At 72.6% G+C, this 24,840-nt stretch carries 24 protein-coding genes; 15 read left to right on the top strand and 9 right to left on the bottom strand.

Annotation, left to right across the window (positions count from 1 at the left end; genetic code table 11):
- Positions 1-11: 11 nt before the first annotated feature.
- Together VFV89_RS14515 and VFV89_RS14510 are read right to left on the bottom strand one after the other, a co-directional pair.
- Entirely contained in the window at positions 12-1,052 is a 1,041-nt protein-coding gene (locus VFV89_RS14515; protein WP_329706663.1) for an SDR family oxidoreductase, read from the bottom strand.
- Between the two features lie 12 nt (positions 1,053-1,064).
- Positions 1,065-1,982 carry a hypothetical protein gene (locus VFV89_RS14510; RefSeq protein WP_329706662.1) on the bottom strand — a complete coding sequence of 306 codons (918 nt, stop codon included), beginning with the start codon at positions 1,980-1,982 and terminating at the stop codon, positions 1,065-1,067.
- Between the two features lie 167 nt (positions 1,983-2,149).
- Here VFV89_RS14510 and VFV89_RS14505 point away from each other — a divergent pair, with 167 nt between their 5' ends.
- The 6 genes from VFV89_RS14505 to VFV89_RS14485 all read left to right on the top strand — a co-directional run bounded on the left by VFV89_RS14505 (position 2,150) and on the right by VFV89_RS14485 (position 6,225).
- A complete protein-coding gene (locus VFV89_RS14505) occupies positions 2,150-2,935 on the top strand; it encodes an SDR family NAD(P)-dependent oxidoreductase (RefSeq protein ID WP_329706661.1) in 786 nt (261 codons plus the stop codon).
- A gap of 168 nt (positions 2,936-3,103) precedes the next feature.
- On the top strand, positions 3,104-3,406 hold the full coding sequence (locus VFV89_RS14500; RefSeq protein ID WP_329706660.1) for a PqqD family protein: 303 nt from the start codon (positions 3,104-3,106) through the stop codon (positions 3,404-3,406).
- Positions 3,403-3,588 carry a lasso RiPP family leader peptide-containing protein gene (locus tag VFV89_RS24860; RefSeq protein ID WP_414690390.1) on the top strand — a complete coding sequence of 62 codons (186 nt, stop codon included), beginning with the start codon at positions 3,403-3,405 and terminating at the stop codon, positions 3,586-3,588. Before VFV89_RS14500 ends, VFV89_RS24860 begins: the two co-directional genes overlap by 4 nt.
- A gap of 119 nt (positions 3,589-3,707) precedes the next feature.
- On the top strand, positions 3,708-4,811 hold the full coding sequence (locus tag VFV89_RS14495) for an asparagine synthase-related protein (protein ID WP_329706659.1): 1,104 nt from the start codon (positions 3,708-3,710) through the stop codon (positions 4,809-4,811).
- Between the two features lie 26 nt (positions 4,812-4,837).
- Positions 4,838-5,257 (top strand): lasso peptide biosynthesis B2 protein, encoded by a 420-nt coding sequence (locus VFV89_RS14490; protein ID WP_329706658.1) that lies wholly within the window; start codon positions 4,838-4,840, stop codon positions 5,255-5,257.
- Positions 5,254-6,225: a hypothetical protein gene (locus VFV89_RS14485; protein WP_329706657.1), complete on the top strand. Its 972-nt coding sequence runs from the start codon at positions 5,254-5,256 to the stop codon at positions 6,223-6,225. The genes VFV89_RS14490 and VFV89_RS14485 overlap by 4 nt, the downstream gene beginning before the upstream one ends.
- Before the next feature lie 25 nt (positions 6,226-6,250).
- Here the strand turns inward: VFV89_RS14485 and VFV89_RS14480 are convergent, their stop codons facing one another.
- On the bottom strand, positions 6,251-7,381 hold the full coding sequence (locus VFV89_RS14480; protein ID WP_329706656.1) for a nucleotidyltransferase family protein: 1,131 nt from the start codon (positions 7,379-7,381) through the stop codon (positions 6,251-6,253).
- A 132-nt stretch (positions 7,382-7,513) separates the two neighbouring features.
- Here VFV89_RS14480 and VFV89_RS14475 point away from each other — a divergent pair, with 132 nt between their 5' ends.
- The 5 genes from VFV89_RS14475 (at position 7,514) to VFV89_RS14455 (ending at position 14,998) form a co-directional block, all read left to right on the top strand.
- Positions 7,514-9,418: an ABC transporter ATP-binding protein gene (locus VFV89_RS14475; protein ID WP_329706655.1), complete on the top strand. Its 1,905-nt coding sequence runs from the start codon at positions 7,514-7,516 to the stop codon at positions 9,416-9,418.
- Positions 9,419-9,565: 147 nt separating this feature from the next.
- Entirely contained in the window at positions 9,566-10,768 is a 1,203-nt protein-coding gene (locus tag VFV89_RS14470; protein ID WP_329706654.1) for an NAD(P)-binding domain-containing protein, read from the top strand.
- Positions 10,756-12,753 (top strand): thioesterase domain-containing protein, encoded by a 1,998-nt coding sequence (locus tag VFV89_RS14465; protein ID WP_329706653.1) that lies wholly within the window; start codon positions 10,756-10,758, stop codon positions 12,751-12,753. The genes VFV89_RS14470 and VFV89_RS14465 overlap by 13 nt, the downstream gene beginning before the upstream one ends.
- A 175-nt stretch (positions 12,754-12,928) precedes the next feature.
- Positions 12,929-13,645: a polysaccharide deacetylase family protein gene (locus tag VFV89_RS14460; protein WP_329706652.1), complete on the top strand. Its 717-nt coding sequence runs from the start codon at positions 12,929-12,931 to the stop codon at positions 13,643-13,645.
- A gap of 123 nt (positions 13,646-13,768) precedes the next feature.
- Positions 13,769-14,998, top strand: a complete 1,230-nt coding sequence (locus VFV89_RS14455) for a class I SAM-dependent methyltransferase (protein WP_329706651.1) — start codon at positions 13,769-13,771, stop codon at positions 14,996-14,998.
- 31 nt (positions 14,999-15,029) lie between these two features.
- On the opposite strand, the gene VFV89_RS14450 is transcribed toward VFV89_RS14455, so the two are convergent.
- The 6 genes from VFV89_RS14450 to VFV89_RS14425 all read right to left on the bottom strand — a co-directional run bounded on the left by VFV89_RS14450 (position 15,030) and on the right by VFV89_RS14425 (position 19,843).
- Entirely contained in the window at positions 15,030-16,121 is a 1,092-nt protein-coding gene (locus VFV89_RS14450; RefSeq protein WP_329706650.1) for a methyltransferase domain-containing protein, read from the bottom strand.
- On the bottom strand, positions 16,108-16,659 hold the full coding sequence (locus VFV89_RS14445; protein ID WP_329706649.1) for a dTDP-4-dehydrorhamnose 3,5-epimerase: 552 nt from the start codon (positions 16,657-16,659) through the stop codon (positions 16,108-16,110). The genes VFV89_RS14450 and VFV89_RS14445 overlap by 14 nt, the downstream gene beginning before the upstream one ends.
- A gap of 183 nt (positions 16,660-16,842) precedes the next feature.
- Positions 16,843-17,475, bottom strand: coding sequence for a PIG-L deacetylase family protein (locus VFV89_RS14440; RefSeq protein ID WP_329706648.1), 633 nt, complete (start codon positions 17,473-17,475; stop codon positions 16,843-16,845).
- 80 nt (positions 17,476-17,555) lie between these two features.
- Positions 17,556-18,206: a hypothetical protein gene (locus VFV89_RS14435; RefSeq protein WP_329706647.1), complete on the bottom strand. Its 651-nt coding sequence runs from the start codon at positions 18,204-18,206 to the stop codon at positions 17,556-17,558.
- A 51-nt stretch (positions 18,207-18,257) separates the two neighbouring features.
- The gene (locus tag VFV89_RS14430) at positions 18,258-19,103 is read right to left on the bottom strand and encodes a glycosyltransferase (RefSeq protein WP_329706646.1); all 846 of its coding nucleotides are present in this window, start codon (positions 19,101-19,103) and stop codon (positions 18,258-18,260) included.
- Between the two features lie 89 nt (positions 19,104-19,192).
- Positions 19,193-19,843, bottom strand: coding sequence for a helix-turn-helix transcriptional regulator (locus VFV89_RS14425; protein WP_329706645.1), 651 nt, complete (start codon positions 19,841-19,843; stop codon positions 19,193-19,195).
- 510 nt (positions 19,844-20,353) lie between these two features.
- Here VFV89_RS14425 and VFV89_RS14420 point away from each other — a divergent pair.
- From VFV89_RS14420 to VFV89_RS14405, 4 genes are all read left to right on the top strand, one after another.
- Positions 20,354-21,817 (top strand): HAMP domain-containing sensor histidine kinase, encoded by a 1,464-nt coding sequence (locus VFV89_RS14420; protein WP_329706644.1) that lies wholly within the window; start codon positions 20,354-20,356, stop codon positions 21,815-21,817.
- A complete protein-coding gene (locus tag VFV89_RS14415; protein WP_329706643.1) occupies positions 21,792-22,490 on the top strand; it encodes a response regulator transcription factor in 699 nt (232 codons plus the stop codon). The genes VFV89_RS14420 and VFV89_RS14415 overlap by 26 nt, the downstream gene beginning before the upstream one ends.
- Positions 22,491-22,542: 52 nt before the next feature.
- Positions 22,543-23,238 carry a response regulator transcription factor gene (locus VFV89_RS14410; protein ID WP_329706642.1) on the top strand — a complete coding sequence of 232 codons (696 nt, stop codon included), beginning with the start codon at positions 22,543-22,545 and terminating at the stop codon, positions 23,236-23,238.
- 125 nt (positions 23,239-23,363) lie between these two features.
- Entirely contained in the window at positions 23,364-24,836 is a 1,473-nt protein-coding gene (locus tag VFV89_RS14405) for an exopolysaccharide biosynthesis polyprenyl glycosylphosphotransferase (RefSeq protein WP_329706641.1), read from the top strand.
- Positions 24,837-24,840: the final 4 nt, after the last annotated feature.

The raw sequence follows: 24,840 nt of genomic DNA, 5'->3' as shown, positions 1-24,840 counted from the left end.
TCCTGCGGAGCTCACTGCGCGTTCGACGGCTCATCACCCACGCTTCTCAGCTCGTCGTCGAGCCGACCGGCGGCCTTGAGCCGGTTGACCTGCTCGAGTCGCACGAAGGTGTGCTGGAACTGCTCGTCGGTCAGCCCGAACCGGGTCATGTCGGTGACCAGCTGGTCGATGCCCGTGGGCACCGTCCAGGCCGGCTGGAAGGCCGGCAGGAGGCGCTTGATCTTCCCGAAGTCGACGCGGTAGTCCCGCTTGTCGGGCGAGGCACCTTCCGCGAAGGTGACGGGTGCATCGGTCCGCTCGGCGACGGCGGTCGCGATGGTGCGGATCTGGACGACGTCCTCGTCGCGGCCGACGTTGAAGGCCTGGTCGTGGATGACCTCCCGGTCGGCGCCGAGCACCGCGAGGACCGCCCGTGAGATGTCCTCGGCGTGCACGAGTGGACGCCATGGCGAGCCGTCGCTCTGCAACCGCACCTCGCCCGCCGTGAGCGCCGCACCGGTCAGGTTGTTGACGACGATGTCGGCCCGCAGCCGCGGGCTCGAGCCGTACGCCGTGGCGTTGCGCAGGTAGGTCGGGCTGAAGGTGTCGTCGGCGAACTTCGCGATCAGCTGCTCGGCCATCACCTTGCTCTCGCCATAGGGCGTCACCGGGTTGAAGCCGCTCTCCTCGGTGACCGCCTCATCGCCGGCCGCGCCGTAGAGGCTGCACGAGGAGGAGAAGACGTAGCGCGGGACGCCGGCCTCCCGGGCGACCTGGGCCAGGTGCGCAGCCCCGTGGGCGTTGACCGAGTAGGTCGTCTCCGGGTTCAGGTGGCCGACCGGGTCGTTCGAGATGGCGGCCAGGTTGACCACGGCGTCGAACCCCGCGACGTCGTCCGGGCGCTGGTCGCGGATGTCTCCGGTCCGCGACACGTACCCGCCGGGCTGCGGACCGAAGTCGCAGCCGTCGTACCAGCCGGCGTCGAGGCCGACGACGTCGTGCCCGGCCTCCAGCAGCATGGGGACCAGCACCGCACCGATGTAGCCGCGGTCGCCCGCGACGAGGACACGCATCGAGACCGTCCTTCAGCTCGTGAAGATCGCGTACTGGAGCAGCTCATCGGGGACGCCCTCGTCGTAGGGCGCCACCACCTCGGCGGGCAGCCGCTCGAGGTCGGAGACCCGCAGGTAGTCCCGCATGGTCGTGCCCGTGCAGTGCGAGTCGACGTTGACCGCACCGCGGCCCGCCTCGACGTCGCCGCGGTGGACGACGCGGAAGTCCACGCTGACCCGGGTCCGGCCCGAGGTGTTCGGCACCGACGAGTGCAGCTGGGCACCGGAGAACACCATCACCCCGCCGACCGGTGGCACCGGCCTGATCTGCGGGTCGAGGTCGATCGGCTCCTCGGGCTTGGGCTGGTCACGGGTGTCGACGCCGATCTGGGACGCCGCGATCGCCCGGCTGTCGCGGTTCCAGGCGTAGTAGTTGTACCGCTCGCTGCCGTTGGCGATGCCCTTGTCGAAGTACTGCGGGTGGAAGGCGACCACGTTGTCCGGCGAGACGCCGTAGATCGGGAGCCACCAGTTCAGCTGCATCATCGGCGCGGAGTACCACGTGTCCCGGTGCGGGTGGAAGGCGTAGGCGATGCCGGTGGTCAGGTAGTTGTCCGAGGTCGACGTCCGAAGCCGGGGCACGTCGAAGTACGTCAGCTCCGGGTCGGCGCCGTGCTCGACCAGGATCTCGCGCAGGTGGATCTTGGACTCGGGGTGGTGGATGAACGCCGGCTTGAGCTCTCCCAGCACAGCGGCGTACTCGTTGACGTCCATGTCGTACTGCGCGGTCTCGGGGTCGCGGCCGCCGAACGCGTCCTCCATCATCCCGCGGACGAACCCGACGAACGCCTGGATCGCCGGCGAGTGCGTGTGCACGAAGATGTCACCCGAGTAGAGCGCGTGGCGCCGTTCGTCGTCGGAGCACGTCGGGTCGACGATCACACTGGTCACGGGGAGCCTCCAAGGCGTGGCAGGAACCTGGGTCAACGGATCGATGACACCGGAGACCGGACCGTCAGGAGAGAGAACCATCGGGGCATACCTGACATTGGGGACCGGCTGGACAGGCCGCGGAGATTGCTTGGTCGCGGTCGGAACCGTCGCGATACTCCTCACTCGTGGACCTTCACCTGTCCGGCAAGAGGGCGTTCGTCACCGGCGCGAGCAGAGGCATCGGCTTCGCGATCGCGCGCGGGCTGGCGCTCGAGGGCGTCGCGGTGTCGATCTGCGCCCGGGACCCCCGCGGTCTGTCGCAGGCCGTCGAGCGGCTCGACCAGGAGGGGCTGACGGTCCATCCCTACGTCGTCGACGTGACCGATGCCGCCCAGCTCGAGGCCGCCGTGGCCCGGTCCGCGGCCGAGCAGGATGGGCTGGACCTGGTCGTGGCCAACGCCGGAGGATCGCGCGGTGGGGGCCTGCAGACGTCCACCGCGGAGGACTGGCTGCACACGTTCAACGTCAATGTCGTGCATGCCGCCACCGCCATCCGCGCGGCGGTGCCCTGGCTGGCGGCATCGGGTCACGGTGCAGCACTGGCGATCGGCTCGATCAGTGGCTGGAAGCCACGCGCGAGCTCGGCGTACGCCGCCGCGAAGGCTGCGGAGATCCACCTCGCCCCGGCCCTGGCCGTCGAGCTGGCCCGGGAACGGATCCGGGTGAACACGCTGAGCCCCGGATCGGTGATCTTCGAGGGGGGACGCTGGGCCAGGACCCGGGCCGAGGACCCCGAGGCGCATGACCGGTTCGTCGCCGACAACCTGCCCGGCGGCCGGTTCGTGAGCCTGGAGGAGGTGGCGGACGCCGCGTGCTTCCTGCTGAGCCCGCGCGCGGCCGGGATCAACGGCGCACACATCCCGGTCGACGGGGCCCAGGACCGGCCGACCGACCGCCCGGTCTACCCCTGATCCCGGCCGACCGCCCGTCCGCCTTCGCCTTTCCGCTGCCTCATACCCAACTCGTGGGTCCACGTACACCAATCTGAGTACGCGCGGACCGGGCCGCCCGGCAAGCGACGACTTCTACCTACGCTCCGGGCACACATGGGGCATCGTCGAGCTTCTCGGATGGGGACAATGAAACTACGCGCGGACGACATCACCTGGCGTGAGATCGACGGCGACCTGGTGATCCTCGACCTACGGTCGTCCACCTACCTCACCGCGAACGCCAGCGGCACGGTCCTGATGAGGCAGCTCGCCGAGGAGCGCACCGCGCAGCAGCTGGTCCAGTCGCTGGTCGACGCCTTCGGCATCCCTGAGCGCCGGGCGCAGCAGGACGTGCAGGCGTTCCTCGACGAGCTCGCCGGGCGCGGGCTCCTGGAGAGCAGTGGCCACGAGCGCCACCGAGACCCGGTCGCCGCTTCCGGCGGCAGGTGAGTCCCGGAACGCAAAGGAGGTGTAACCAGGTGCACGAACAGTACGAGTCGCCGAAGCTGACGGCGGTCGGCTCCGTCCGAGGTCTGACGATGGGTCAAGGTTTCCGTGGAAGCGACGACCATCTCGTCTTCACGATCCCCGGGTGGGGCACATTCGACCTCCCGTACGGCCAAAGTTCGTGAAGCTCGGCGGGGACCAGGGGGTGCGTCGGGAGTACCGGCGTCCCCCTGGTCGTCGTCGAAGTGCCACTCTCGCCGACCCTTTCCTCCGGCCGAGCCCGCTGGAGGCCGCCGCGGGCTGGGTGTACGGATCCCTCCCAGCGACTCAGCCACCTGAGTCCATCGGCACGCCTCGCGAGGCCCTGGACGACGCCATCCGGCCGGCCCTGGTCGACGGCCCCTGCTACGTCACGTTCTCCGGTGGTCGCGACTCCTCGGCAGTGCTGGCCGCTGCGACAGCGCTCGCCCGCCGCGAGGGCCACGAGCTCCCCGTCCCGGTGACGCGCGTCTACCCAGACCTGCCGGACACCGACGAGGACGACTGGCAGCGTGCGGTGATCGACCACCTCGGCCTGACCGAGTGGATCCGTCTCGAGCTCCGCAACGGCGAGTCCGACCTGCTCGGGCCGGCCGCTTGCGACGCGCTCGAGCGGCGTGGCGTCCTGTGGCCACCGGCGCTGCAGACGACGGGTGTGGTCTTCGAGCAGCTGCGCGGTGGGTCGCTGCTGACCGGCGAGGGCGGCGACGCCGTGCTCGGTGCCCGACGCATCATGCCCCTGGCGGTCCTGCGCCATCGTCGTCGTGTCGACAGGGCGATGATCCGGTACGGCGCCCTGGCCGTCCTCCCGCGCCGGGCCCGGCAGCGGATCGCCCGGCGGACGATCCGCACCACCGTCCAGCGCAGGTGGCTGCGCCCGGCCGCCTTCGAGCAGCACGTCGGCCTCCTGGCGGTCGATGCCTGCGCCGAGCCGCTCGACTACGGCGCCGCCACCTGGTCGATCAGCCGACAGCGGTCCTTCGCCACCATTGCGCACAACCACACGGCGGCAGCGGCGGAGTACGGCATCCGGGCGTCGGAGCCGTTGCTCGACCACCGCTTCCTGGCCGCCCTGGCACGGGCCGGCGGCCACGCCGGCTTCCCAGGACGCACGGCCACCATGCACGCCCTCTTCTCCGACGTCCTGCCCCCCGCCGTCCTGGGCCGGTCCACGAAGGCGTCGTTCAACCTCGTCAACGCCGGCGCCGCCACCCGCGAGTTCGCCCGGACGTGGGACGGGAGCGGCGTGGACGAGGAGCTGGTCGACGTGGAGCGGCTCCGGAGCGTCTGGCTCTCGGACGAGCCGACGATGGCTGCCGGGGTCCTCCTCCACGGCGCCTGGCTGGCGAGCGCGGGCGGCCCGCGATGACCCGTCGACGGATCCCGCGAGTCCGCATGGCCGAGCTCCCTGGCCTGTGCGTCGCGCTGGTCGTGGCCCTCGTCGTCGAGGTGGGGCTGCGGACCACGACGCTCCCCCGGCTCGCCGGGGCGCTGGGCACGCCGCTCGCGTTGGACGGCTTCGACTCCTACGCCGACCCGGCCCACGCCGTGCTACTCCCCGACTGGGCGGCGCGCCGGATGCACGCCGTTCGGCGGGTCCTGCGGCACTGGCCCTACGGCGACACGTGCTTGCGTCAGGCGCTGGTCTGCGGGTGGCTGCTGCGCCGCCTCCGGCCCGCGCTCCAGCTCGGTGTGGCCAAGGTGGACGGTGAGGTGCGCGCGCACGCGTGGCTGGTCGTCAACGGCACGGTCGTCGACCCGCGCCGCGCCGTGTCGTCCTACCAGCCGCTCACCGCGGTCCGGGCGGCACGATGACCGACCTCACCCGCATCTACGGACTGACGGTCAGCTCCGAGGTCCCGCTGCACCATCACCGAGCCGTTCCTGCCGGCACCCAGGTCGACCTCGACGTCGTGCTCGGCGGCAGCGTGAGCGCCGACGACGCCACGCCGCCCGGCCGGGTGCTCCTCGAGCTCCGCGGCAACCAGAGCTACTACGCCGCAACCGTCGACGGCGAGGTCGTCCGGCTCCGCTTCTTCGGGTCCTGCGACGTCGTCCTGGACCGCTGCCTCACCCGCGCCACGGTGCACCCGGTTGCCGGGGTCGACCCGGACCTGCTCTCGGTGCTCGTGACCGGGACCTTGCTGGCGTTCGTGCTGACCCTGCGGGGAGAGACCGTCCTCCACGCGAGCGCGGTGCAGATCGGCGACGCGGCCCTGGGGTTCATCGGCGGCTCGGGCATGGGGAAGTCCACGATGGCCACCCTGCTCTGCGCGGCGGGGGCCCGCCTCGTCACCGACGACGTGCTCCGCCTCGACGCGACCGCTTCGCCGCCGACCTGCGCCCTGGGTGCGACCGAGCTCCGGCTGCGCAAGGGCGCCGACCTCCTCTCCGAACGGTTCGGGGGCGCCCCGGCGCTCCGCATCACCGGCGACGCCCGCTCCGCGCTCGCTGCCGAGGCGTCGACCGACGAGGACCTTCCGCTCGCCGGTCTGGTCGTCCCCCTGCCCGACCACTCGCCCGAGCGGCGCATCGCCGAGCTGCGACGCCTGTCCTCCCAGGAGGCGATGGTGGTCCTCTCCCAGTTCCCGCGCCTGGTCGGATGGCAGGACCACGAGGTCCTCCGGGCGAGCTTCCACCGGCTCGCCGACGTCATCGACCGGGTGCCGGTGCATGCCGCGCTGCTGCCGTGGGGCCCGCCGTTCCCTGACGACATCGCATCCTGCGTGCTCCGCGCCACCGGCCTCGTCGCCGACGAGCCGGAAGGGGCCGGGGTGTCGTGAGCCCAGGGGTCCGACGCGCCACCGCTCAGCGGTTCGCGGAGGTGCCGCCCGCGACCCGCTCGACAGCCGTCAACCACGCCTCGACGTCGTCGTCCCCGGCCCGGTCCGGCCGCGTCGGGGCAGCCGCCGGCCGCGCCCGGTTCACCGCCCCGAGTGCCGCGTTCTGGAGGGCATGGGACGCCGTGGCCAGCACGCCGGGGCGCGCGGCCCGCGCCACCAGCCGCGGCCACGAGGCCTCCCCGCGCACGGACGGCACCGGCCGGAGACCGTCGACCGCGGACGCGAACCGGCTGAAGGCGCGGGAGAGGCCGAGCCGGAGGTCGAGGTCAGGTGGCAGCGATGTGCTGAGGACGCGTCGCGTCCGCGCGAGCACGAGCCCGACCTGCGCCGCGGCGCCCCAGGCGCGCGCTCGCTGGACGACGCGGTCCCAGTCCCCGATCCGGCGGGCCGCCTGGTCGACGTCGACCAGGTGGACCAGCCGCACGGCGCCCGAGAACGCCGCGTGGTGGCACAGGTGGACCAGCGTGTCCGTGGCATCGAAGGTGCGGACCCCGACGTCGCCGATCTTCAGCGGGACGCTGCGCGCGAGCAGGTCGTCGGTCGGGACGTGGAACCGGCGGCGCAGCGTCTCGGACAGCACGAGCGACCAGTGCAGGTCGATGACGGCTCCTCCGGGGCGGCCGAGCTCGATCTCACCGGTCACCTCCCCGTTGAGGAGGTCGTCGGGGGTCGCCAGGACCCGCCAGCCCGCCTCCATCAGGCGGTCGCCGGCCTCGCGGAGGTCGGTGGGGGCAACCAGGAGGTCGAGGTCGCCGTACGACCTCAGCCCGGCGACCGGGTGGAGCGACTCGGACAGCACCGGGCCCTTGAAGGTGGCCCACGAGAGGTCGCCCAGCGTGCCGCTGATCGCGGCGAGCGTCGTCGTGACCCGCACGTGGTGCATGAGCGCCTGGTCGCGGTCCTCGCGCAGGAGCGCCGCGAGGTCGGGCCTCTCCTCCCGCAGCGCGACGTGCACCAGCGGTGCGATGCGGTGGAAGCGGGCGGCGGCGACGAGCTCCTCCCCCACGCCGGGCAGGTCGGGCACGTCCGGACTCCGGCCGAGGCAGGCGTCGACGCACGCCGCGTCGACTGCCCGCCGCAGGGTCGTGTGCCGCACTCCAGTCCCCACCTCCGCCCCGCGGGTCCTGCGGAGCGCTCGCCACGCTAGCCGAACGCGTCCGGACTGCGGACCCGGACGATTGAATGTCCCGGAGCAACCACCGTGCCGGCCGGGAGAGGAGCGACGGCGATGAGTGCCGACATCGACCCGCTCGACCCGCTCGCCCTCCGGGCGGCGGCACGGTCCGAGCGCAAGTCGGTGGGCCGGCTCCGCACCCTCGTCGGCAGCAGCCTCGCGCTGGTCTGGTCGTCGGGGCGGCGGGTGCTGCTCGCGCTGGTGGCCGTGCAGCTGGTCGCCGCGGCCGCCATGGCCGGCCAGGTCCTCGCCGTGGAACGCGTGCTGAGCGGGATCCTCGCCGCGCAGGCCGACCCCGGTGCCGAGGTGATGGACAAGGTCCTGACGCCGGTTCTGGCGCTGGCCGCGCTCTCGGCGCTCGCCGCCGCGGCCGGCGCCGTCCAGGTCCAGCTGCAGCGGCTCCTCGGCGAGTCGGTGGGACGGACGATGTGGAGCAAGGTGCTCGGCGTCGCGACCGGGGTCGGGCTCAGGTACTTCGAGTCCTCGGAGTTCTACAACCGGCTCAACCGGGTCCAGACCAGTGCGTTGGTGCGGCCCTACCAGGTGACCCAGGGGCTGCTGTCCATGGCCAGCGCTCTCGCCGCCAGCATCGGCCTGGGCATCACCCTCTACCTCATCTCACCCCTCCTGCTGCCGCTGGTCGTCGTGGCGGGCATCCCGCTCCTGATCACCAGCGGCCGGGAGTCGCGGCTCGAGTTCGACTTCTCGGTCCAGCAGACGCCCGCCATCCGCCTGCGCAGCTACTTCACGATGCTCCAGACCGGGCGGGACGAGGCCAAGGAGGTGCGCGCGTTCGGTTTGGCGGGCTGGCTCGCCGGGCGGTTCGACGGGCTGTACGCCGCCTACCTGCGCGACCTCAGGGCGCACGTGCTCCGCCGCGGACTGCTCAGCCTGGTCGGCCAGCTCGGCGCGGCCGTCGTGCTCGGCGGCACCCTGATCGCCCTCGTCGCGCTCATCGACCACGGCGACATCGGCGTCGCGGAGGCCGGCGCGGCGATCGTCGCCATCCGCCTCCTCGCGACCCAGGTGCAGGGGTTGTTCCGCGGCGTGCAGTCGATCTTCGAGTCGGGACTCTTCCTCGACGACCTCCGCCAGTTCCTCGCGCTCGGCGAGGCCGCGATCGACGAGGACACAGGCACGGAGGCACCGGAGCGGTTCGCGCACCTGCGGGCCGAGGACGTCCGGTTCCGCTACCCCGGCGCCGACCGGGACGCCCTCAAGGGCGTGGACGTCGAGCTGCGCGCCGGCGAGGTCGTCGCCCTGGTCGGCGAGAACGGCTCCGGGAAGACCACGCTGGCCAAGCTGCTGGCGGGCCTCTACCAGCCCGACGCGGGCCACGTGCTGTGGGACGAGCAGGACGTGTCGTCGTTCCGGCCCTCCAGCCTTCGCGAACGCATCGCCGTGGTTTTCCAGGACTTCGTCCGCTACGCGCTGCCGGCCACCGACAACATCGCGCTGGGCCGGGTCGACGAGCCGGCCGATCCGGCGAAGGTGCGGGCCGCGGCGGCCGCCGCCGGCGCGGAGACGATGCTCGACCGGCTTCCGAACGGCTTCGACACGGTGCTCTCCCGGCTGTTCGCGGGAGGCACCGACCTGTCAGGCGGTCAGTGGCAGCGGGTGGCGCTGGCGCGGTCGTTCTACCGCGACGCACCCCTGGTGATCCTCGACGAGCCCAGCGCCTCGCTCGACCCACGTGCGGAGCACGAGCTGTTCGACACGCTCCGGGACGCGTTGCGCGCCCGTACGGCGCTGTTCATCTCCCACCGGTTCTCCACGGTGCGGGGCGCCGACCGCATCTACGTCCTCCACGAGGGCGAGATCGTCGAGCAGGGCACCCACGACGAGCTCGTGGCCAGGGACGGGCGCTACGCCGAGCTCTACCGCCTGCAGACCCAGCTGCAGGTCAAGGGCGAGCCGACCAGACCACCCTCGCCGTCTTCTACCCAATTGAGGGGTTAGACGACCGAGGTTCGGCGAGGTCCTGCGCTGCCGGACGGAAAGTCGTCCTCAACCGGACGGGGAAATCCGCACGTACGTGAAACCCCGAGACCGATGCGTTCGATCGGTCTCCTTACCTACGTCGCATTGATCCCTGAGGAGCATGCTGTGATCTCGGAGACTGACACCGCAGTCATCGGTGCCGGACCGTACGGCCTCTCGGTCGCGGCGCACCTGCACCACCGCCGGGCGGACTTCCGCGTCTTCGGCCGGCCGCTGGACACGTGGCGGACCGCGATGCCGCGCGGGATGTACCTGAAGTCGGACGGGTTCGCCTCCAACCTCTCCGCGCCGGAGCCCGGCGCGACCTTGGCCGACTACTGCCTCGAGCGCGGGCTGCCGTACCACCCCACGGACGAGCCGGTGCCGCTCGAGACGTTCGTGGACTACGGCCTGGACTTCCAGCGCCGCTACGTGCCCGACCTGGACGAGCGCACCGTCACCTCGGTGGTCCGCAACGGCCGCGGCTTCCGGCTCGCGCTCGACGACGGCGAGGAGCTTCGCGCCAAGCAGGTGGTCGTCGCCGCGGGGATCACCCACTTCGCCTCGATGCCGCAGCTCGTCGACGGCCTCCCGCCCGAGCTGGTCAGCCACTCCAGCACTCACCGCGACCTCGAGCGCTTCGAGGGCCAGCAGGTGACCGTGATCGGCGCCGGTGCGTCGGCGGTCAACCTCGCCGTCTGGCTGGCCCGCGCCGGCGCTCGGAGCCGGCTCGTGACCCGGGCGCCCTCGGTCCACTTCTCCTCCCCGCCGACCGGCGGGCGCCGCGGCCTCCTCGCGAGGCTGCACAAGCCCGGATCCGGCCTGGGGCCGGGGTGGCGCTCCCGGGCGAGCTGCGACGCTCCCGACCTGTTCCGACTGGTGCCGGCGCGGTGGCGCCCCGAGATCGTGCGGCGTCATCTCGGCCCGAGCTCCGCCTGGCACCTGAAGGAGCCGTTCGAGTCCTCGGTCGAGGTCATCACCTCGCGCTCGCTCCAGCGGGTGACGGCCGTCGACGACGGCGTCCGGATCGTGTTGGCCAGCGCCGACGGCAGACCGCCCCTCACCCTGGAGTCCGACCACGTGATCTGCGCGACGGGCTACCGGGCTGACCTGCAGCGACTGGGGTTCCTCGACCCCGCCCTCCGGTCCGAGGTGCGCGCGCTCGCGAAGACGCCCGTGCTCTCCCGCCACTTCGAGTCCTCCGTCCCCGGGCTCTACTTCCTCGGGCTCTCGGCCGCGGTGTCGTTCGGACCGATGATGCGCTTCATGTTCGGCGATTCGTTCGCCGCGCGACGGATCACCCAGGACCTGGTCCGGTGTGCCGCCTGACCGCTGAGGAGCTGCGTCCCGGAAGCGACGACATCCTGTTCGTCCTCGGAGGTGCGGGCGGCGCCACCGACGAGCTCGGTCTCGTCGCTGCCGGGCTCACCGGCGACCCGCGGGTCGTCGCCCTCGCGGTCGCAGCCGAGCCGGGCGAGGCCGACACCATCGAGTCGATGGCCGCAGCGACGGTCGAGGTCATCCGTGCCGAGCAGCCGAGTGGTCCGTACCGCCTGCTCGGCTACTCCTTCGGGGGGCTGCTGGCCCTTGAGGCGGGGCGGCTGCTCACCGACGCGGGCGAGGCCGTGACGTTCGTCGGGCTGATGGACTCCCTCTTCGACCAGCGATACTGGCCGACCGCGCTGTTCGTGAAGGCGACCGTGAGCCGGGCCCGGCTCCACGCCCGGGGCCTCGTCGGCAAGCCGCCGACGGTGGCCATCCGGGAGCTGGCGGGCCGGTCGGCACGGCTGGCGACCCGGCTGCGCGGCCGCCAGGGGGCGGCGAACGCCGACCCGGGTGGTGCCGCCGGCGGTGCGGCCACGGTCCAGGACGCCAACCTCGCGGTGATGGCCACCTGGCGCCCCCGGGTCCTCGACCTCCCGGTCACGCTGTTCGCGGCCACCGAGTCCGACTTCGGGTGCGACCTGGCCGAGCTGTGGCGGCCCTGGCTGACGCGTCTCGACGTACACCGGGTCGAGGGCAACCATCTCGACCTGACCCAGACCGCCGCCGGTGCGGCCCGGCTGGCGCGAGCGGTCAGCGGTGCGCTCGAGGTGCCCGCACCGCGGCTCAGGGTGCTCGTCGCCACCACCTTCCGCTGGCCGGGCGCGGCCCGGCTCGCTGTCGACCTCCACGAGGTCGGGTGCACGGTCGAGGGCGTCGCACCGAGGGGAAGCACCCTGCACGCTCTCGCAGCAGTCCAGCGCACGTACCGCCTCGGCCTGGCCGACCCTGTGCGCTCCCTGCGAAACGCGGTCGAGGCGTCCGACGCCGACCTGGTCATCCCCGTCGACGACCGCACCCGCCACGCCCTGGGGTTGCTGCACGCCAGTTCCGACCCCGGCACCCGGTCGGGGGCCCGGATGCGGGAGCGGCTCGAGCGCTCGCTCGGTTCGCCGGACAAGGTCGGCGGCGTCTACGCCCGCGCCTCCGTGCTGGCGATGGCGCGCGACGCTGGGGTCCTGTGTCCCGAGACCGAGACCGTGCGCTCGGCGAACGACATTGCCGCGTGGTTCGGGCGCCACCCCGGTCCCGCGGTGCTCAAGACGGACGGCAGCTGGGGTGGACGCGGCGTCGCGGTCCTGTACGACGAGGCCGACGGCCGCAGGGCCTGGCGCGAGCTGCGCCGCCGCCTTCCGCTGGCACGCGCGCTCAAGCGCCTCGTCGTGGAGCGCGACCCGTGGCCGCTCCGGGACCGGCTGGCCGGGACCCGCCCCACCCTCTCGATCCAGGCCTATGTGGCCGGCCGGCCCGCGAACGCGGCGGTTGCCTGCTTCCGGGGCGCGGCGCTCGGGGCCGTCCAGGCCGTCGTCGTCGAGAGCGACGGGCCGACGGGGCCCTCGACGGTCGTTCGCGTCGTCGACAACCCCGACATGGCCTACGCCGTGAAGTCGATCGTCAGCAACCTCGAGCTGTCGGGTCTGTGCGGGCTCGACTTCATCCTGGACGACGAGGGCCGCGCGCACCTGCTCGAGCTCAACCCGCGAGCGACACCGACATCGCACCTGCTCGCAGCTGACGGGACCGACCTGCTCACCGAGCTGCGCACGGCGTTCGGCTTCGAGCGGCCGGCGGCACGGTCGGCGACCTACGCCGGCGGGCTCGTGGCACTGTTCCCGCAGGAGCTGCGCCGGGACCCGTCCAGCCCCTACCTCCGGCTCGCCCACCACGACGTCCCGACCCACGCCCCGGATCTCGTCGCGCACGTGCTGTCCGGGCGGCGTACCGGGAGGAGAATGGTGGCCCGGCCCGAGGCCGAGCCGGCCTCGTCATGAGGGTCCTGATACCCAATTGAGGGGTATGCGCCCCCGAACGGCACGCCGGCACGACCGAGGACAGGAGAGTCCCTCCAGCAACAGGCAAGAGTGCTGCTGGATGGCACGCGTGCCCTGAGGTCCAGACGAGCGCCGGAGGCACCCGACCCAGATGGAAGAAGTGCGACTGACACGCATGGACCGACGCACGGCTCCCGGGAACGTGCTCGGCCGGTGGGTCGTCAACGTCAACGTGCACGGGGTCGGGCCGCTGCCGGCGCGCCCGCTGGAGGACGGCGAGGACCAGGTGTGGACCTCGGTCGAGCAGCTCGAGCGGGTGCTGGACGCGGCCGTCGGACGACACGACGTGGTCATCACCTTCGACGACGGCAACTCCTCCGACGTCGAGATCGGCCTGCCCCGGCTGCTCGAGCGCGGCCTGAAGGCCCGCTTCTACCTCTGCCCGGGGCTGCTCGGCGAGCCCGGACGGCTCGACGAGTCGGCGGTACGCGAGCTGCACGGTGCCGGCATGACGATCGGCTCGCACGGCTGGACGCACCGGGACTGGCGCACGCTCGACTGGGGGCCGGGTGGCGCTGCCGGCGTCCACGACGAGATGGTCCGCGCCCGGCGGCACCTCGAGCGGCTGACCGGCTCGGAGGTATCCGAGGTCGCGGTGCCGTTCGGCTCCTACGATCGCCATGTCCTGCGCTGCCTGCGCCGGACCGGCGCCTCCCGGGTCTACACCAGCGACGGCGGCTGGGCCCGCCCGACGGCGTGGCTCCAGGCGCGGACGAGCATCCGCCGCGACGACGGGCCGGACTGGGTCGCGAGGGTGATGGACGAGCGTCCGCCACTCGCGCGGCGAGCGCGATCGCGCGCCGCCCGAGCCGTCAAACGGCTGCGCGGCTGAGCACCTTCTCCTCCCCCAATTCAGGGTACGTCGCGGGCGGCCGGGCCGGCACCGGTGATGTCGCCCGTAGCGTCCACCACAGTCCATGATCCGGCGGATCCGCCTGACACCGAGAGGTTTCGGATGAACTTCCCGAAGTGCCGTCTGTGCGGCAGCGACCTGACGCAGACGTTCGTCGACCTCGGCATGTCACCGCCGTGCGAGAGCTACCTCGAGGCGGACCAGCTCGACCGTGGCGAGGTGTTCTACCCGCTGCACGTCCGGATCTGCTCGACCTGCCTCCTCGTCCAGCTGCCGGCCTACCTCGCGGGTGAGGAGATCTTCAGCCACTACGCCTACTTCTCGTCCTACAGCGACTCCTGGGTGGCCCACGCGAAGCGCTACGTCGACCAGGCTGTCGCGCGGCTCGGCCTGACCGAGGAATCCTTCGTCGTCGAGGTCGCCAGCAACGACGGCTACCTGCTCCAGCACGTCCGCGACCGCGGCATCCGCCGGCTCGGGATCGAGCCGGCCGCGAACATCGCGGACGTGGCCCGGGCCAAGGGCATCGACACGGTCTGCGAGTTCCTCGGCGAGGCCACCGGCACCGCCGTCGCGGCCGAGCACGGCAAGGCCGACCTGGTGGTCGCCAACAACGTGTTCGCGCACGTGCCGGACATCGTCGACTTCGCCCGTGGGCTGCGCGCCCTGCTCGAGGACGACGGCACGGTGACCATCGAGATCCCGCACCTGCTGCGGCTGATCGAGGACCGGCTCTACGACACGATCTACCACGAGCACTACTCCTACCTCTCGCTGCTCACGACCCAGCGGGTGCTGGCCGAGGCCGGCCTGGTGGTCGTCGACGTCGAGGAGCTCACGACGCACGGCGGGTCACTGCGGACCTGGTCGATGCCGGCCGAGACCGCGACCGAGCCCAGCGAGCGGGTCGCCAAGGTGCTCGGGGACGAGCGGGCCGCCGGGCTCGACACGGTCAAGGGCCACGCGGGCTTCGCCAAGGTGGTCAGCGCCGCGCGCGACGACCTGGTGGAGTTCCTGATCGCGGCGCGTCGCAAGGGCAAGGCCGTGGCGGGCTACGGCGCGCCGGGGAAGGGCAACACGCTGCTCAACCACGCGGGCGTGCGTGAGGACCTGCTCGACTACACCGTCGACCGGAGCACCTTCAAGCAGGGGATGTTCCTGCCCGGGACCCACATCCCGATCCACCCGCCGGAGACGCTGGCCGCGACCCGCCCGGACTACATCCTGATCCTGCCGTGGAACCTCCGTGAGGAGATCGCCGCCCAGCTGGAGTACACCCGCCAGTGGGGCGCGCAGCTCGTGGTCCCGTTGCCGAGGCTCGAGATCTTCTGAGCGTTCCGGGGTCGCCGACCGCGTGTGGGAGTCAGTGGCTCCCGTAGACGACCCAGCGGTCGGCCATCGACGGCCAGGCGTCGCGGAGCTCGTCGGCGAGGTCGGGGAGCATCAGGAGGATGTGGTCCGGATCGGCGGCCAGCAGCGCCTCGGGCGCGACGACCGGGATGTCCGTCCCGGGCATCCTCCGTCCCTGCTTGGCCGGCGCACCGTCGGCGATCCCGGCGACCGCACCCGGTCGCAGGCCGGCCGCCGCGAGCACCGCGACGGCCCGTGACCCGGCGCCGTAGAGCCAGGCGCCGCCGGGCTGGTCGTCGACCCAGCGCCGCAGCCGGGAGACGTCGTCCTCGAGCGCGGCCCCCAGGGCGGCCATCGCCGTCGGGTCCAGGACGCCGGCGGCCAGCTCGGCTCGCTCCAGCTCATCGAGCGCCGCGGCCTCGGTCGCAGGCCCGGCACCGCTGCGCGAGGCGAGCAGGAGGACCGAGCCGCTGTAGAGCGAGTACGTGCGTGCGGCGAAGGCGGTCAGCCCGGCAGCGTCCAGCAGCCGCCGGGCGGCCGGGACGCTGTGGTAGGCGAAGTGGCCGTGGCGCAGCGCGTTCCACTCGCGGCGCCGCACGGTGGCGGCGTAGGTCGGGAACTGCAGGACCAGCGTCCCGTCGTCGGTCAACGCCGCGGCCCGGGCCCGCAGGCCCGCGGCCTGGTCGCGGTCGTGCATCAGCCCGTAGACGTCGATGACGACGCCCGCCCGGTCGCCCTGCGCCGGGCGGAAGCCGCACTCCTCCAGCGCCCCGCGCCAGGAGCCGCCGTGCGGGCTCGCGAACTCGATGAACCCACCGGGGACGAGCAGACCCGCGCCGACGAGCTCCGCGACTGCCTCGTGGGCCTGCCTGACCGCCGCCCGCGGCTCGATCGCACGGGGCTCGTCGGGGACCGTGGCGTCGGCGAGCAGCTGGGCCAGGCCACAGTCGGCGCACCACCACATCGCGAGCGGGTGGCGCGGATCCGGCCCCGGGTCCGTGGCGAGCGGGAAGTGGTCGGCGGCCGGCTGGTCGCCGAGGTCCAGCACGACCTGGCCCCTGGTCGACCGGCAGCCCCGGCAGAGGTGGGCCTCAGCCGCTGACATGGCTCGAGGTGAGCTCGCGCCAGGAGCCGGCGGACCGGTCCCGCGGGCTGAGCGTGTCGACCGGCATCGGCCAGGCGATGCCCAGGTCCGGGTCGTCGTAGCGCACCGAGAGGTCCTCGGTGGGGTCGTGCGGCCGGTCGATCCGGTAGCAGATGTCGGCGACCTCACTGAGCACCTGGAAGCCGTGCAGGAGGCCGCGCGGGACGTAGAGCATGCAGAAGTCCTCGTCGTCGAGGCGGAAGGCCTGGTGCTGCCCGAACGTCGGGGAGCCGGGCCGGGCGTCGACGATCACGTCGAGGATCGCGCCGCGGGCGCAGCGGACCAGCTTGGCCTCGCCGGCGCCGCCGCGGCCGTGGAGCCCGCGCAGGGTCCCGCCGCCTGAGCGCGACTGGGAGTCCTGGACGAACGCCGCCGGGTCGAGGCCGTACGCCGCCGCCACCTCGGCGTCGAAGGTGCGGGTGAAGAAGCCGCGCTCGTCGCGGTGCGGCGAGGGCCGGAACAGCAGCACGTCGCTGAGCTCCGCGGTCTCGACATGCATCAGTCCTGGACCTCCACCGGCCTAGATGACTGATTCCGAGGGATCGTGCAAGCGAGCGGCGTTCAGCGCCACGCTGGCAAGGCGCGGGCGCGACGTCGTACTTGGTCGTCCAACGAGCGTCCGCAACGCCGCCAGCGTGGATGCTGAGCGTCGCGTAGCGTGCGAGCCCTTGGAATCAGTCATCTAGACCTCCACCAGCGCCTTGGACACGTGGAAGGCCTCGGCGTAGGGGCGCCGGCACTCCATGCCCCGCAGCCGCATCAGCCCGAGGAAGACCTCGTCGTCCCACCAGTCGTGGGCGTGCTGGCTCGGGAAGTGCCGGTTGAGCAGGTCCACCTTGCGCCGGGCCTGCTCGGCGGTGAGCCCGACGTAGTGCGACGGGGAGCTCATGTCGCCGTCCCACTTGGGGATCTCGAAGTGCAGGACCAGCGCGTCCCGCCAGACGGTGGTCACCATCACGCCCAAGGTCCGGTGGTCCTGGTGGGCGTCGTCGACGCGATGGGTCAGCACCAGCTGGGGCCGGCAGTGCCGGGCGAGCTCCTCGAGCTGCTCCTTCGCCGCCTCCCAGTGGGTCGGCAGCCGGCCGTCGGGCAGTGCCGCGAAGTGCGTCTTGACCCCGGGCAGGATCTCCTGGAGCGCGCCGGCCGACTCGGCGGCCCGGTCCGGCGTCCCGGTGAGCACGGCGACGGTGAGGCTCAGGTCGGCCCGCTCCGCGAGGCGCAGGAGGGTCCCCCCACACCCGATCTCGACGTCGTCGGGGTGGGCGCCGACGCACAGGACCTCCAGAGGTCCGTCGGGCAGTCGCAGCGCATCCATCGTCCGGGATCATTCCTGCCCTCGGTCGGGCACCCCTGGTGGACGCCGGCACGTACCACAAATTGGGGGTGGCCGCCGCTTCACCCCCGGCGCCGCCAGCGGTCGATGTCGCGAGCCAGGTGCCGGCACAGCGAGGCCTCGACCGGGTCGCCCTCGTGCGCCGCCACCCGGGCCCTGCTCCGGGCACTGCGCGCCAGGGCGCGGTAGGCGGAGGAGCGCAGCCGCGCCTGGTCGCGCAGCGGCGCGAAGGACCCGAACAGGTCCCGGAACGCGTGGGCGCGCTCGTGCAGCTCGGTGAGCTCGCCGACCCGGGCGGTGAGGCGGCTCGCGGCACGGAAGGAGCCGACCGGCAGCGGCTCGGCCACGTGGGCCACGTCGGCCAGCGCTGCGGCCCGCAGCCACAGGGACAGCTCGCCGCTCCTCGTGCCCAGCCCCTGCTGGCTCGCGGCCTCGAAGGTCGTACGCCGCATCACCGTCCAGCGGCTGCCGATCGTGTCGGGCCCGTGCGCGGCGGCCTGGCGCAGCCAGCGGTGGCCGGACTCCACGGCGTCCCGGCGCCCCTCGCCCGGTGAGACGAAGACGGTGCCCACCGTCGGTTCGTGGTCGAGGAGGGCAACCGCGCGGGTCAGCGCGCGCCCGCTCAGGGTGGTGGTCTCGTCGAGGACGGCGACACACTCGTGGGCGACCGCGGACGTGGTGGTGAGGTCGTCCTGGACCACGACCGCGTGCACCGTCAGTCCCCCAGGACGCCGCTCTGGACCGACCGACGCGCGGTCGTGCGGTCACGCACGAGAGCTCTCGTCCCTCAGCCAGGTGGTGAAGTCGCCGGACCGGACCGCCCGGCGCGACTGCAGCCGCGCGACGACGCCGACGAGCAGGAACAGGGGGACCCGCGGAGCCAGCGACGGCTTCCGCAGCGACAGCCGGGCCAACGTGGCCAGGGTCGTCGACGACTCGGGGCGGCGTACGTCGGCCTGGACCGCCTGGGCGTTGCCGGTGGCCACGCGCACCCGCCGGCGGATCAGGTCGCGGAAGGTCCCGGGAGCCCGGACCTCGGCGAACGCGGTCCACACCACCCGCCGCTCACCCGGCTCGAACACCTCGGAGATGGCCAGGTCGTCGCTCATCAGCCGAGGCAGCCCGTCCACGCGGCGCTGGCCCTCCTCGGAGACGGCGACGACGCCGCGCCCGAACAGGCCGGTGCGCACCTGGGGCAGCTGCTCCCAGACGTCGTAGAACCAGCGCACGAGCCGGCTGGACCGGTCGCGGACCAGCACCCTCTGTGGCGCCGTGGCCAGCACGCCCGGCTCCCGCAGCGGCTGGACGAGGTTGAGCACGTCGGCGCCCGAGATGGCGACGTCGGCGTCGAGGTGGACCCGCGGGAAGACCGTCCCGGCGGCGTTGCCCACCCGGACGGCCTCGACCTTCGACGGCTTCGGCACGTCCAGGACCCGGGCCCACGGAGCCGCCGCCCGGGCCACCGTGGCGGTCCGGTCGGTGCAGCCGTTGCACACGACGACCACGTCGAGGTCGCCGGGCGAGACGCCGTCAGCGAGGCGCTCGAGGGTGCGCGCGATGACGCGTTCCTCGTTGTGTGCGGGTATCACGACCCCTGCCACAGCAGCCACGTGTCGAATATGCGCAAGGCGTGAGCCGGGTGTGCGCAGCCGTGCCCGACGCTCACCCATTTCGGTGACGGGGGCCGGGCAGGCGGGGTTCAGCAGACGTCGGCGTACGTCGTCGAGTCGGTCAGCACGTTCTCGTAGACCGCGACCGCGGCCATCTGCGAGTTCACGTCCAGCTTCTTGAGGATCGCCTTGACCTGGCTGCGGACGGTGGCCTCGGCGACCTCGGACTGCTCGGCGATGTTGCGGACCGGGAACCCCTGGTGCAGCTGCTGGAGGATCGCCTCCTCCCGGTCGGTCAACGTCTCCAGCCGCGCGGTCAGGTCGCTGCGTTGCGTGGCGAAGCTGCGCCACCCCTGGATCAGCTCGCGGCGGTCGCGCCGCTGGGCACCCGGCTTGCGGCCCGCGGACAGGTCGGTCAGCAGGTCACAGGCGTCGACCAGCCCGGTGTCGCTGGGCACGACCAGGTTCGCGCCGCCCTCGTAGAGCGCGCCCCAGGCGGGTCCACGGGCGACGCCGGCCATCACCAGCCACGGCAGCGGCAGGCCGCTGACGATGGTCTGGGCGGCGAGCACCTGATCCATCCGCGAGAGGTCGCTGAGCAGGAGCCCGACGTCCGGAGGCGGTCCGATCGAACGCCGGAACGCCCGGCGCCGGCGCGACTTCGCCGACGGGCCGGGCCTGCTCGGCGGCCATCGGACCAGCAGCGGCTCGAAGGAGCGGTTGCGCAATGCGGCAACCACTGCCTCTGCTACGAGCTGGTGGTCACTCGCCACCGCTACGCGGACGGGCTGACGGAGCCACGAGGGTGCAGCACTCGGGGACACCGTGAGCGACACCATGACCAACCCCCTACCTGGAACCGGTTCAGACCGGACATGTCCGACACCCCCGCTCGCTCAGGTTTGCCTGTCGGAGGCCCGGTGGTCCAGAGCAGTCAGGCGCGCTCATGGATATTGGGGACGGCGAACAGGAGGTGAACGCTGCGCGGAGAGCGTGAGGTCGTGCACAGAACCCACGCTCGCAAATGGCCCGATCGGGCCATTCGCGTCCCCCAGATCTGGTATAGCGTCTGGTCCCGATCCCCCAGCAAGAAGTCAGCAACAACTTCCCCGACTTCTAGTGCTCCTCGTTTTCCAAGGGGCTCTCGTAGGCGGGGCCAACATGTCGGTCCGTTCGCACTCGATGCGGGTCCGCGTGTTGCTCGGGCAGGACGCAGTCTGGTCGCCGACGGACCTGGGGGGGTCATCCACATGGGCGTTGCACGCCTGCACACCTCGGACACCCGGATGGGTGCCTACGTCGGTGTCATCTCGACGCTTCCGTCGATCGCGATCCTGCTCGGCGCCGGCGACGAGGAGAGCCTGGCTCGGCTGGTGCACGTCAGCGGGCTCGTCTCCTACGGGCTGGTGCTCGGAGCGGCAGTGCTCACCTACTTCCACTGGCGGATGGTCTCCGTCACCCAGGGAGGTGAGCTCGACGAGCGGCTCGCCCGCTGGCTGACGGTCGGGCTGGCCGCCTACGGCGTCAACGGGCTGCTGCTGGTCGCGGTGGGCGAGCCCGGCCGGGACAGCTGGGCCGTCGTCGGACAGCTCGCGCTCGTCCTGGTGCTGTGCGCGGCAGCCGCGGTCGCCGACCGCGTGGACGTGCCCGGCGAGCCGGTGCTGGTCTGCACAGTGGCGGCGGTGCTCATCCCGGCGGCCTACGGCCTGACGCGGGTCGTCGCACCGCCGTTGAGCCTCGGCACCTTCGACGGCGCCATGCTCGACCTCCTCGTCGTCGTGGCGAGCCTGCTCCTGGTCTGGGTCGTGCTCGGACGGACCAGGGTCTCCCTGCGGGTCCGCCGCCGCCTCTCGGCCGCGGCCCTGCTCCTCACCGCCGCCCAGTGCACGGCCAACCTCGGCCAGCACCACACCGTGCTGCTGGCCGGCGCCATCGCCGCCTACCTGCTGGGTGCGCTGCTGCTGTGCTCGATGGCCCAGCAGATGCTGCGCCGCTCGGTCATGGACAGCCAGAACGAGATCAAGCACCTGCAGCGATCGCTCGAGGAGGTGCGCGCGGGGGTCCTCGAGGACCGTGAGCTGCTGCACGAGGTCGGGGCGACGCTCGCCGGCATCACCACGGCCTCACGGGTCATGCGCCAGCCGGGCGCGGTCACCACGCACCGCCGCCAGCGGCTGGAGAGCATGCTCACCGCCGAGCTCGCTCGCCTCGAGCGGCTCATGCAGCGACGGGTGGAGGGGCTCCGGGGCGGCGAGGACCGCGCGATCTGGCTGGACGACGTCATCGAGCCGGTGGTCGTGAGCCACCAGGCGCGCGGCCGGCACGTCTCGTGGCAGCCGTGCGGCGAGGAGGCCTACGGCAACCCGGACGAGCTCGCCGAGGTGTGCAACATCCTGCTCGAGAACGCGGCGCGACACGGCGGCGGCGGTCCGGTGACCCTGGACGTCAGCGCCTACTCCCGAGGCGTCGAGATCGTCTGCTCCGACCAGGGCCCCGGGGTCTCGCCGGAGGACCGCGGCCGGATCTTCGACCCCGAGGTCAAGGGCGCCGACTCCCAGGGCCAGGGGCTCGGGCTGGCGATCGCGCGCCGGCTCGCCACGGCCCGCGGCGGCCGCCTCGAGCTGCTCGACGACGGCCGGGTGGGCGCGACGTTCGTGGCACTCCTCCCCACGAAGGTGGTGGTGGCCGGTGACCAGGCCTGCCACGTCGCGTAGCAAGTTCCGGATCGTCATCGTCGAGGACCACGTCCTCTTCGCAGAGTCGCTGGAGCTCGCGCTCACGGTCGAGGGGTACGACGTCCGGCGGGTGGCGATCCCGGACAAGGAGCAGGCGCCCGGGGCACTGATCACCGCCGTGACCCGCCGCCACCCGCGGGTGGTCCTGCTCGACCTCGACCTGGGCCGGTTCGGTGACGGCGAGAAGCTGATCGCCCCCCTGGCCCGCGCCGGGATCAACGTCGTCGTCGTGACGGCGTCGGTCGACCGCGCGCGGTGGGGCGAGGCCGTCCGCTACGGCGCGCGCAAGGTGCTCGCGAAGTCACGGCCGCTCAACGACATCCTGGCCACCGTGCGGCGGATCAACCAGGGGCTGCAGGTGATGACCCGCGAGGAGCGCGAGGAGCTGCTGCGCACCTGGGCCGAGGAACGGTCCGGACTGGTCGAGCTGGAGGCGCGCCTGGACCAGCTCACCGTGCGCGAGCGCGAGGTGCTCGCGCACCTGATGAAGGGGCACACGGTCCGCGAGATCGCCGCCTCGAGCGTGGTCTCCGAGGCGACCGTGCGCACCCAGGTGAAGTCGATCCTCGCCAAGCTGGACGTCACCTCGCAGCTGGCCGCGGTCGGGCTCGCGCACAAGGTGGGCTGGCGCCCGCCGGTCGTCACCTCCTGATCCGGCGTCCGCCCGCGCGTATCTGGATCCCGTCCGGGGGCTCTTGTCGTGCATGACCACTGGGGCAGGGTCACCCTCCCGCAAGGACTACCGGATCGTGCTCGTCGACGACCATGCGCTCTTCAGTGACTCGATGGAGCTCACGCTCACCATCGAGGGCTACGACGTCCGCCCGGTGGCGGTCCCGGAGGACAACGCGACCCCAGCCGCGCTGGTGTCGGCGGTGCTGCGCCTGCGGCCCCGTCTGGTGCTGCTCGATCTCGACCTCGGCCCGGCGGGGGACGGAGCGGCGCTGATCGAACCGCTGACGCGGGCCGGGGTCGACGTCGTCGTCCTCACCGCGAGCGCAGATCGCAGCCGGTGGGGAGAGGCTGCGCGGTGCGGGGCGCGGAAGGTGCTGAGCAAGGCCGCGCCGCTGCGGGAGTGCCTCGCCACGGTCCGCCGCCTCCAGCAGGGGCTCGCGGTGACCACCGTCGAGGAGCGCGAGTCGCTGATCCGGCACTTCATGGCGGACCGTGCGCAGGCGCACGAGCAGCGCCGCCGGCTCTCGGCCCTCACCGCACGCGAGGCGCAGGTCCTGGGCCAGCTGATGCTCGGCCGGACGGTCCGGGAGATCGCCCAGGCCTGGCTGGTCTCCGAGGCCACGGTGCGCACCCAGGTCAAGGCCGTGCTCGCGAAGCTCCATGTCTCCTCGCAGGTCGCCGCCGTCGGCGTGGCGCGGCAGACCGGCTGGTCGGCACCGGCCTAGACAAGCCGGCCCGGAGATTAGTCCGGAACATGCCCGAAATGCGTGATGAACGCGTCGCACAAGCCTTTCTAGGTTGAGCGCCTGTTCAGATCGAAGTCCTATTCGGTCCACTGGGGGGTGGCGGGATGACGCTGACGACGGGGCTGGGTCCGGTCGCCACGACCTTCCCGAGCCATCACGACGTCGTCGTCCCGCGACGGACCTCTCGCCGAGGGCTCGGATGGTGGGTCGTCGCCGCGCTCGACCTGTTCGCCGCCGGGGCCGCACTGCTGGTCACCGCGGCCCTCACGCCGGGCGTCGGGCTGCCGCTGTTCTTCGTGGTCGTCCTGTCCGCCTGGCCGGTGGCCGTGGCCCTCACCGACGGCTACTCGCGGATGTCCGAAGACCCCTACGCGCTGCGGGTGCGGCCGCTGCTGGCCGCCGGCGCCGGCATCGCCACGGCGGCGTGGGCGACGCTGACCGTCGCGCCGCACGTGGCCGACGGCCAGACCCCGCGCACCCTGGCGGCGATGACCCTCCTCTTCGCCGGCGGCTCGGTCCTGGCCTCGATCGGCGTGCGCCTCCTGCTCCCCCTGGTCTCGCCGCCACGGCCGGTGTCGGTGGTCCTGGTCGGCCCCGAGCCCGACGTCCGTGAGCTGCTCGCAGAGGCAGAGCGGCCGGCCCGGCGCACGTTCGCTCCGGTCGCGGTCTGCCTCCACGGCACGGACCGGGACGAACAGGGCGCCGGCGAGCCCTGGCCGGTGGACGTGCGCCACGGCGTGGAGGACAACCTGCTGGACGTGATCGGGAGCCACGATGCCGACGCCGTCGTCGTCGTGCCGGGTGACGGGATCGGCCACCGGGAGCTGCGCCGGTGGGCGGCCTGGCTCCAGGACCGCAAGGTGCAGCTGCTCGTGAGCCCGAAGCTCCGCGACGTCGCCGACGCGCGGCTCGGGGCGACCAGGCTGGGTGGCGCGCAGCTCCTGCAGGTGCGACCCGCCCGCCTCGGCGGACCGGGCCAGCTGCTGAAGGGTGCGGTCGACCGGGTCGCCGCGGCCGTCCTGCTCTTCCTGCTGGCACCGCTGCTGCTGCTGGTCACGGTGCTGATCCGGCTCGACTCGCCCGGCCCGGCGTGGTTCCACCAGACCCGAGTCGGCCGCAACGGCCGGCCCTTCACCGTGCACAAGTTCCGCACCATGACCGTCGACGCGCACGAGGTCCGCCACCACCTCGCCCAGGAGAACGAGTCCGACCGCAACGGCGTGCTCTTCAAGATCAGGCAGGACCCTCGGGTCACCCGCGTCGGTGCGGTCCTGCGGAAGTACTCCCTCGACGAGCTGCCGCAGCTGGTCAACGTGCTCACCGGTGAGATGTCGCTGGTCGGTCCCCGGCCGGCCCTGCCCGAGGAGGTGCGGGGCTACAGCCCGGACCTCTGTCGCCGGCTCGTCGTGAAGCCGGGCATGACCGGCCTGTGGCAGGTCTCCGGCCGCTCGGACCTCTCCTGGGAGGACACGGTGCGGATGGACCTGCAGTACGTCGACAACTGGTCGTGGTCGCTCGACCTGAGCATCGCGGCTCGGACCCTGGGCGCGGTGCTCGCGCACAAGGGCGCCTACTGAACCC

Origin of the sequence: Nocardioides sp. (assembly GCF_036274455.1) — a bacterium.
In the GTDB taxonomy this organism is placed as follows: Bacteria; Actinomycetota; Actinomycetes; order Propionibacteriales; family Nocardioidaceae; genus Nocardioides.
This window is presented reverse-complemented; position numbering and strand designations above follow the sequence as displayed.

What these genes read in the sequence shown, in the direction of transcription:
- VFV89_RS14515 (WP_329706663.1), bottom strand. Translation starts at nt 1,052, where the DNA reads ATGCGTGTCCTCGTCGCGGGCGACCGCGGCTACATCGGTGCGGTGCTG.
- VFV89_RS14500 (WP_329706660.1), top strand. Translation starts at nt 3,104, where the DNA reads ATGAAACTACGCGCGGACGACATCACCTGGCGTGAGATCGACGGCGAC.
- VFV89_RS14490 (WP_329706658.1), top strand. Translation starts at nt 4,838, where the DNA reads ATGGCCGAGCTCCCTGGCCTGTGCGTCGCGCTGGTCGTGGCCCTCGTC.
- VFV89_RS14485 (WP_329706657.1), top strand. Translation starts at nt 5,254, where the DNA reads ATGACCGACCTCACCCGCATCTACGGACTGACGGTCAGCTCCGAGGTC.
- VFV89_RS14475 (WP_329706655.1), top strand. Translation starts at nt 7,514, where the DNA reads ATGAGTGCCGACATCGACCCGCTCGACCCGCTCGCCCTCCGGGCGGCG.
- VFV89_RS14460 (WP_329706652.1), top strand. Translation starts at nt 12,929, where the DNA reads ATGGACCGACGCACGGCTCCCGGGAACGTGCTCGGCCGGTGGGTCGTC.
- VFV89_RS14455 (WP_329706651.1), top strand. Translation starts at nt 13,769, where the DNA reads ATGAACTTCCCGAAGTGCCGTCTGTGCGGCAGCGACCTGACGCAGACG.
- VFV89_RS14450 (WP_329706650.1), bottom strand. Translation starts at nt 16,121, where the DNA reads ATGTCAGCGGCTGAGGCCCACCTCTGCCGGGGCTGCCGGTCGACCAGG.
- VFV89_RS14445 (WP_329706649.1), bottom strand. Translation starts at nt 16,659, where the DNA reads ATGCATGTCGAGACCGCGGAGCTCAGCGACGTGCTGCTGTTCCGGCCC.
- VFV89_RS14440 (WP_329706648.1), bottom strand. Translation starts at nt 17,475, where the DNA reads ATGGATGCGCTGCGACTGCCCGACGGACCTCTGGAGGTCCTGTGCGTC.
- VFV89_RS14420 (WP_329706644.1), top strand. Translation starts at nt 20,354, where the DNA reads ATGGGCGTTGCACGCCTGCACACCTCGGACACCCGGATGGGTGCCTAC.
- VFV89_RS14410 (WP_329706642.1), top strand. Translation starts at nt 22,543, where the DNA reads ATGACCACTGGGGCAGGGTCACCCTCCCGCAAGGACTACCGGATCGTG.
- VFV89_RS14405 (WP_329706641.1), top strand. Translation starts at nt 23,364, where the DNA reads ATGACGCTGACGACGGGGCTGGGTCCGGTCGCCACGACCTTCCCGAGC.